Here is a 6,257-nt window from a genome sequence, read left to right on the forward strand (position 1 = left end):
CTCGTAGTCCCTGACGAGCTCCCGACAGCCATCCGCTTCAACCCTCCGCGACACCGCGAAAGCAAAAAAAACAATGGGGCGTGGCCGCCGCTTACCCTGCGCCCCATTTGTACATGGCACGCTTGCCGGGGAATTTCTCGGCGTCAAAGAAGTCCGCGATTGAGGTCGGGGGCGTGTCGAATTGGGTCGCATCGTAGGCGATCACATAAGAGTAGAAGTAGCAGGAGGAAGAATACTCCCAACCGAACCCTTCGCGTTGTTTGGCAGGGTCGACAATGTCGTAATCGATTGGCTCCATCAGGTCCTTGCGGCCCAAGGCTTGCGAAGAGAACGGGTCTGCATCAACCAGATCCCAAGTGGGACTGCCGCCTTGGACTTGCGCGGTAATCGCGCCTTCGGTCGGGCCAGAGCCGTCATAGAGCACGCTGATGCCGGTATCGGCGGTGAAGGGCTTGCCAAATGCTTCGTTCATAGCGTCGATAGCATCCCCGCCCCAGTTCACGAAAACTAGGCGGTCTTCGGCCGCTTGCGCTTTGCCCGCGCTTAGGCCCAATGCGCTGGTTCCCAGTAGAGCGGCAGCACCTTGCAGCATCTGACGGCGGGAAATCTGACCTTTGGCGGCGCGCTCCTGAAGAATGTCGAGAAGGTCTTTCTGGAAATGTCTATTCATACTCTCACCTGATGTTCGGTTGGTTTTGGGCAGTTTTTTCCCGCCCCCGAACCGCAGTGCGGCTCGGGGCGAGGTCTTTTCGGATTTTTGGGTTCTGTCAGAGGGCGAAGCTGTCCTGCTTGGCCCACGTCACGTGAAGCTGGGTCCCGGGATCGGGAACTGGTAGCGACGTTCCGTTGGCGTGATAGATCATTAACTCTTCGCCCGCTTGCGTTTCGAGTAACAGCCGCGACGTGGCCCCCAGATAGACACGATCCCTGACCGTTGCAGGCAGTTGGATCGCATCCCCTACCCCAGCCAACCGCATATGCTCTGGCCGGATCGCGACATGGCGGAAGCTGGCCGCGTTCATAGGCAAATCCAGCGGCGTACCAGCGATCCCATGGTCACTCGCATCCACCGACAAGATGTTGATGTCTCCCAAGAATTCAGCAGTGAAACGGTTGGAGGGACGCTCGTAGACCGCATCAGGTGTGTCGATCTGCTGAAGCTCTCCATGATTGAAGATTGCGATGTGCGTGGACAGGGCCAGCGCCTCTTCTTGATCGTGCGTGACGAAGACAAAGGTCGTTCCCAGATCACGGTGCAAGCGGCGCAGCTCTTCTTGCATTTGGCCGCGCAGATTCTTGTCCAAAGCGGAAAAGGGTTCGTCCAGCAGAAGCACCTTCGGTTCATAGGCCAGCGCCCGGGCCAAGGCGACGCGCTGTTGCTGGCCGCCAGACAGCGCCCGAGGTTTCTTGCCTTCATGACCCGAGAGGCCGACCATCTCGACCATCTGCGCGACGCGATCCGCAATAGCCGCCTTGGAGCGGTTTTGCACCTTCAGTGGAAAAGCGATATTCTCTGCCACGGTCAGGTGCGGGAAGAGCGCAAAGCCTTGGAAGACCATGCCAAAGCCCCGTTGCTTGGCGGGCCATTTGGTCATGTCCTGACCTTCGAACAGGAACTGTCCCGAGGTCGATGCATCGTACCCGCCGAGCAAGGTCAGAAAGGTGGTCTTGCCAGAGCCAGATGGACCCAAGAGCGACAGGAACTCGCCCTGTGAAATGGTAAGGGAAACATCGCGCAGGGCGCTGAAATTTCCATATTTTTTACCGATCGAACGGGCTTCGATCTGCGCTGCGTCTACCACAATCGCCTCACTCTATATCGCTGTTCACATGTGTTCAGCGTAGTGAGAGGTCGGAAAGGTGAGCAATTGAAACTTCTTTACGAACGCGACAAACGAAATTTGTCACGCACCCACTTCGTGACGCAATCCGCTCACTTCAAGTCGTTTTTTCAACCACTTATGAAATTCTATCACGATCGGATTGTTCAGGTTTTCTTCGGGCGTGCACAGAAAATACCCTGAGTCTGAGTGTAAAGATTGAGCAAACGGACGCATCAACTTGCCTGACTGCACATCCTTGGTCCAAAGGACGGTGTCCCCGATCGCGATTCCCTCACCCGCCATGACGGCGTTGTAGACGATGTTCATGTCGGAATAACAAATACCTCGGCGCGCGTGTTCCACGGGTAGTCCTGTCTGACGCATCCAATCCTCCCAATCCGCGAAGTTTCCCATATGCAGCAAAGTGGCGCTTTTCAGGATGCTAGGATCATTGAAATTCTTGAAACGGCTCAGATAGGCTGGACTACAAAGTGGCGAAAACTCGACTTTGAGCAGTGTCTCAGCAAACACATGGGCCCGCGCTTCCATTCCGAATGTAATAAAGGTATCGGCCTCGGGATTGCTCGTGTCGGTCAGGTTATGACTGCTGATGGCATTCAGGACCACTTCGGGGTTCTGGGCCAGAAAATCTCCGAGGTTCAAAGAAAGCCAAGCAGACACAAAGCCCGGTGGGGCGCTGATCGTTAGTCGCCCACTTAGCCCATTCAGAGACAGTCGCTCGGTCGATGTTGAAATCATGTTCAATGCACGGCGCACATCCTCGGCATATGCTCTGGCACGAGGCGTGATTACGGTCTCGTTGCCGTTGCGTTCAAGGATCTTGAAGCCAAGGTCGCGCTCCAGCAGCCGAAGCTGATGACTGACCGCGCTACGGGTGACGTTCAGTTCACTGGCCGCACGCCAAAGCGCGCCGTTTCGGGCAACGCTTTCGATTGCGCGCAGTGCCTGAATAGAGGGATAACGTTTGATGGTGAGCCTCAGTCGAAATGCGAAAGGCCCCTACTGCCTGATGCAGTAAGGGCAATGTTTCCAATTTGTTACGCCATTCTAGAGCGTCGGCAACTGACTTTTGAGGAAGGCGAAATGTTTGTCGGCCATTCCGGCATAGGGGCGCCAGCCATCTGCTGTATTTTGCGCCACAGCGTCAGACAGCACCGCCATAGGTTGTCCTGTCGAATAAGCGAGGATCAAGGTCTGGGCCGCCTTTTCAAAGAAATACAGATCCTCGAAGGCTGCAGCGACGGTCTCGCCCACAATCGTGACGCCATGGTTGCCCATAACAAGAACAGACTTGTCCCCCAGCGATTGGGCCAGCCGCTCCCCTTCTTCGGTGGCATCCGCGATGCCTCCGAATTCCAGATCATAGGCCGTGCGGCCGTAGAACCGCGCCGTATTGTTGTCGATTGGCACGACCGTGGGATCTTTGAGGCAGGAAAGCGCCGTGGCGTAGGGCGAATGGCAGTGCAGGATGACTTTGGCCTCCGGCTTCTTCCGGTGCAACGTTCCATGCACGCACCATGCAGAGGCATCCGGCGCATTCGGCCTGTCCAGAACCGAGGTGTCGTTGCTGTCCAAATGTAGCAGATCGTCGGGGCCGATGGTCGCAAAATGCTGCCATTTCGGGTTCAGCAAAAACTGCGCCCCGTCCGCAGAGGTGGTCGCGCTGAAATGGTTTCCGACGGACTCGCTCCAACCCAGTTGATGGCAAATCCGAAAGGCCGCTGCGAGGTCCTCTCGCAGCGCGTTTTCAATCATGCGATCTGCGGCAACGGGCTGGTTCATGGCTTGAACCGCCCTTCGCTGACGAGCGCGCGATAGGTGGAGCGCATCTCGGCGCGGTCAACATAGGTTCCGCGCAGGTAGCGGTCGCCGCTTTCGGCACGGTAGGCGGCGCGGCCATGGACGATCCGGTGATTGTCAAAGACCATGCATTCGCCCGCTTTCATCAAGAAGGTCATCATGTACTTCTTGTCCTGCAGCATTTTACCGAACCGGCAGAAGGCAGGGTAGTACAGGTCCAGCAGTGTCTGATCTATGTCGAGGAAGTCCAGCATGTGCTGGCTGATCGTCAGGCCCGACACCTCTCCGTGTTGGTCCAGTTCGATCACGGTTTGGCGCGACCGCATGTCATAGTCGTCATGCTCGCAATAAAACGGGATCGAGATTTCGGACAGCAGTTTGAAGCCCTCGGGATCGATCTTTTTGAAGTCGTTGGCGACCGCAACGCCATCGGCATAAAGGCTATATCCCCCCTCGACCGTATTTTCGCGGCAATGCAGGAACTGGACGCCTGGGGCGTGTTCCTCGGCTGGGGTGTCCGTGTGCAGCTCTAACGCCGCGGCGGTGTAAGCGGTGTTGGTCGGGTTGATGTGGGTGCGGACGTCGAAATACTCGCCAAAGAAGGTCGGCCGGATGTGCCCCAGAAGAGTTGCCGTTTCCGTCAGCCCCTCGTTGCTGTCGGGCATGTCCGTGACAATGGCGAACCCTTCGACAAGCAGCGCTTCGATCCATTTTGCGCGGATCGCTGTGTCATTCATCAAGTCAGGCTGGCTGAAGCGTGGCACGTCTGAATAATGGTCCCCGAACCAAGGCTGACGGGCCAGATCAGCGGGATCGTGACGGGGTGCCGCGGCTTTGTAATTTTCGAGCCACGCCAGAGGGAAGCGCGTGACGTGATCCTCTCCGGCCCAAGTGATCTCCAGAGTGTCGTCCTGAATGTCTGCGGCCAAGGCTTTGGGTGCTGCCTCCAGGTGGAAAATGTCAAAGCTTCGCTCTCTCGTAGCGCTGCTGAACGAACTGGGACAGTTGTCGCGCAGCCAGTAATAATTGAAGTAATGGGTTGCCCCATCAGAGAGCGCGATTTCCAGACCTTTGTCCTTCAGAACCACTGAGGCGGTGGGGGTGGCCATAATATTCATGATGTTTATCCGTCGCTTGAAGGGGGTTGCGCAGTGAATTGGAGAAAATCTCTCACGACTTTCCATTTCGGAATAGTCGGATTAGAGTGATCATAAGTTAACTCGGGAATTAACTTATGGACCGCCTGCCACCCCTGCGCCTGCTGACAACATTCGAAGCGTTTTCGAGATATGGCTCCATGCGCATGGCGGCCACGCGGATGAACGTGACCCAACCCGCCATCAGTCAATCGCTCAAGGCGCTGGAGGCCCACGTGGGTGTCACCCTGATCGATCGCTCTCGCAAACCGGCGCAACTGACCGAAGCGGGGCAAGTTCTGGCGCGGGCCGTTCGGGACGGCCTAGGCCAGATTTCGTCTGCGCTAGAGGATGTGCGTATCCTGAGCGGACAGGACAGCTCTCAAGTCACGGTGTCCTGCACGGTGGGTATGGCAACCTATTGGCTGATGCCGCGTCTTCCTGACTTCTACGGCCAGCATCCAGATATCACGGTGAATGTTCAGGCCCCTTCTTCGGACTTGCCCAACCTATCGCCAGGAATTGACGTCGCGGTGCGCTATGGGATCGGGGATTGGCACGAGGGTGTGACCCACAAGCTTTTCGACGAACGGGTGTGCCCTGTTGGTGCGCCAGACTTGATCGCCCGTTTGCAAGACCAAGGGGTCGGATTGGACAGTGCGCCCTTGATCCACGTGCGCAGTCCGCACAACCAGCATTGGGCAGGCTGGGAAGATTACCTGCGGGAAAAAGGGATCAAGCGTGCCCGCCCCTCAGGGCCCACGTTCAACAACTATGTACAGGCCGCGCAGGCCGTTCTGGACGGTCGCGGGTTGATGTTGGGCTGGCATTCCATCTCGCGCAGGGCGGTGCGTGATGGCGCGCTCCAAGAGTGGCCAGATGGTTCGATAGACCTTGGGACGGCCTACTACGTGACGACGGGGGGACAGCCTTCCGCGCCGACAAAAGATTTCGTGGCTTGGATTTTGAAAACCGCATCGGCGGCAGATTGAACGTCATCCGGACGGTCGGCAGAGCACTCTTTGATTTCGCTGATAGCACAGTAGCCATATTTTCCCTGACCTGCTGACCTGCCACTGAACATTCATCCAGCGGCGATTTGAGCCTGAAGGGTATTTACGCCGATTGGCGATTGCGTGGTTTAAAGTTCGGGCATATTCGGCAGGCGTGCGGTAATCCAACGCGGAATGCGGGCGCTCTGTATTGTAATCGGCGGCCCATGCAGCGATCACCGCGCGGGTGTGTGCCAGATTGCGGAACATCGTCTCATTCAATAGCTCGTCTCGCATTCGCCCATTAAAGCTTTCGACAAAGCCATTCTGCATCGGCTTTCCCGGCGCGATATAATGCCATTCGATGTGGTTCTCGGAGCACCACCGCAAGATAGCATTAGAAGTTAGTTCGGTCCCATTATCGCTGACAATCATCCCGGGCTTTCCCCGCCGATCGATGAGGGTCGTCAGTTCACGTGCCACGC

7 protein-coding genes are annotated in these 6,257 nt (G+C 56.9%); 1 reads left to right on the forward strand and 6 read right to left on the reverse strand.

What is annotated here, in order from left to right; translation table 11 throughout:
- Window positions 1–91 precede the first annotated feature (91 nt).
- The 5 genes from BM225_RS21255 to BM225_RS21275 form a co-directional block, all read right to left on the reverse strand.
- Entirely contained in the window at window positions 92–670 is a 579-nt protein-coding gene (locus tag BM225_RS21255) for an extracellular solute-binding protein (protein WP_245780579.1), read from the reverse strand.
- Between the two features lie 97 nt (window positions 671–767).
- Entirely contained in the window at window positions 768–1,802 is a 1,035-nt protein-coding gene (locus tag BM225_RS21260; RefSeq protein WP_245780580.1) for an ABC transporter ATP-binding protein, read from the reverse strand.
- Window positions 1,803–1,904: 102 nt separating this feature from the next.
- Window positions 1,905–2,825: a LysR substrate-binding domain-containing protein gene (locus BM225_RS21265; protein WP_338061003.1), complete on the reverse strand. Its 921-nt coding sequence runs from the start codon at window positions 2,823–2,825 to the stop codon at window positions 1,905–1,907.
- 66 nt (window positions 2,826–2,891) lie between these two features.
- Window positions 2,892–3,626 carry a class II aldolase/adducin family protein gene (locus BM225_RS21270; protein WP_072706819.1) on the reverse strand — a complete coding sequence of 245 codons (735 nt, stop codon included), beginning with the start codon at window positions 3,624–3,626 and terminating at the stop codon, window positions 2,892–2,894.
- On the reverse strand, window positions 3,623–4,762 hold the full coding sequence (locus tag BM225_RS21275) for a TauD/TfdA family dioxygenase (protein ID WP_072706820.1): 1,140 nt from the start codon (window positions 4,760–4,762) through the stop codon (window positions 3,623–3,625). The genes BM225_RS21270 and BM225_RS21275 overlap by 4 nt, the downstream gene beginning before the upstream one ends.
- A gap of 116 nt (window positions 4,763–4,878) precedes the next feature.
- On the opposite strand from BM225_RS21275, the gene BM225_RS21280 reads away from it, so the two are divergent.
- Complete coding sequence (locus tag BM225_RS21280) at window positions 4,879–5,772, forward strand: LysR substrate-binding domain-containing protein (protein ID WP_072706821.1); 894 nt, start codon at window positions 4,879–4,881, stop codon at window positions 5,770–5,772.
- A gap of 3 nt (window positions 5,773–5,775) precedes the next feature.
- On the opposite strand, the gene BM225_RS21285 is transcribed toward BM225_RS21280, so the two are convergent.
- Window positions 5,776–6,257, reverse strand: a 482-nt coding sequence (locus BM225_RS21285; protein ID WP_420809874.1) for an integrase core domain-containing protein, incomplete at its 5' end; no start/stop codon positions are given.

The organism is Donghicola eburneus, from assembly GCF_900115865.1.
Classification (GTDB): domain Bacteria; phylum Pseudomonadota; class Alphaproteobacteria; order Rhodobacterales; family Rhodobacteraceae; genus Donghicola; species Donghicola eburneus.

Bases quoted from the DNA above. Each gene is read 5' to 3' on its own strand.
- BM225_RS21255 (WP_245780579.1), bottom strand. From the start codon at position 670: ATGAATAGACATTTCCAGAAAGACCTTCTCGACATTCTTCAGGAGCGC.
- BM225_RS21270 (WP_072706819.1), bottom strand. From the start codon at position 3,626: ATGAACCAGCCCGTTGCCGCAGATCGCATGATTGAAAACGCGCTGCGA.
- BM225_RS21275 (WP_072706820.1), bottom strand. From the start codon at position 4,762: ATGAATATTATGGCCACCCCCACCGCCTCAGTGGTTCTGAAGGACAAA.
- BM225_RS21280 (WP_072706821.1), top strand. From the start codon at position 4,879: ATGGACCGCCTGCCACCCCTGCGCCTGCTGACAACATTCGAAGCGTTT.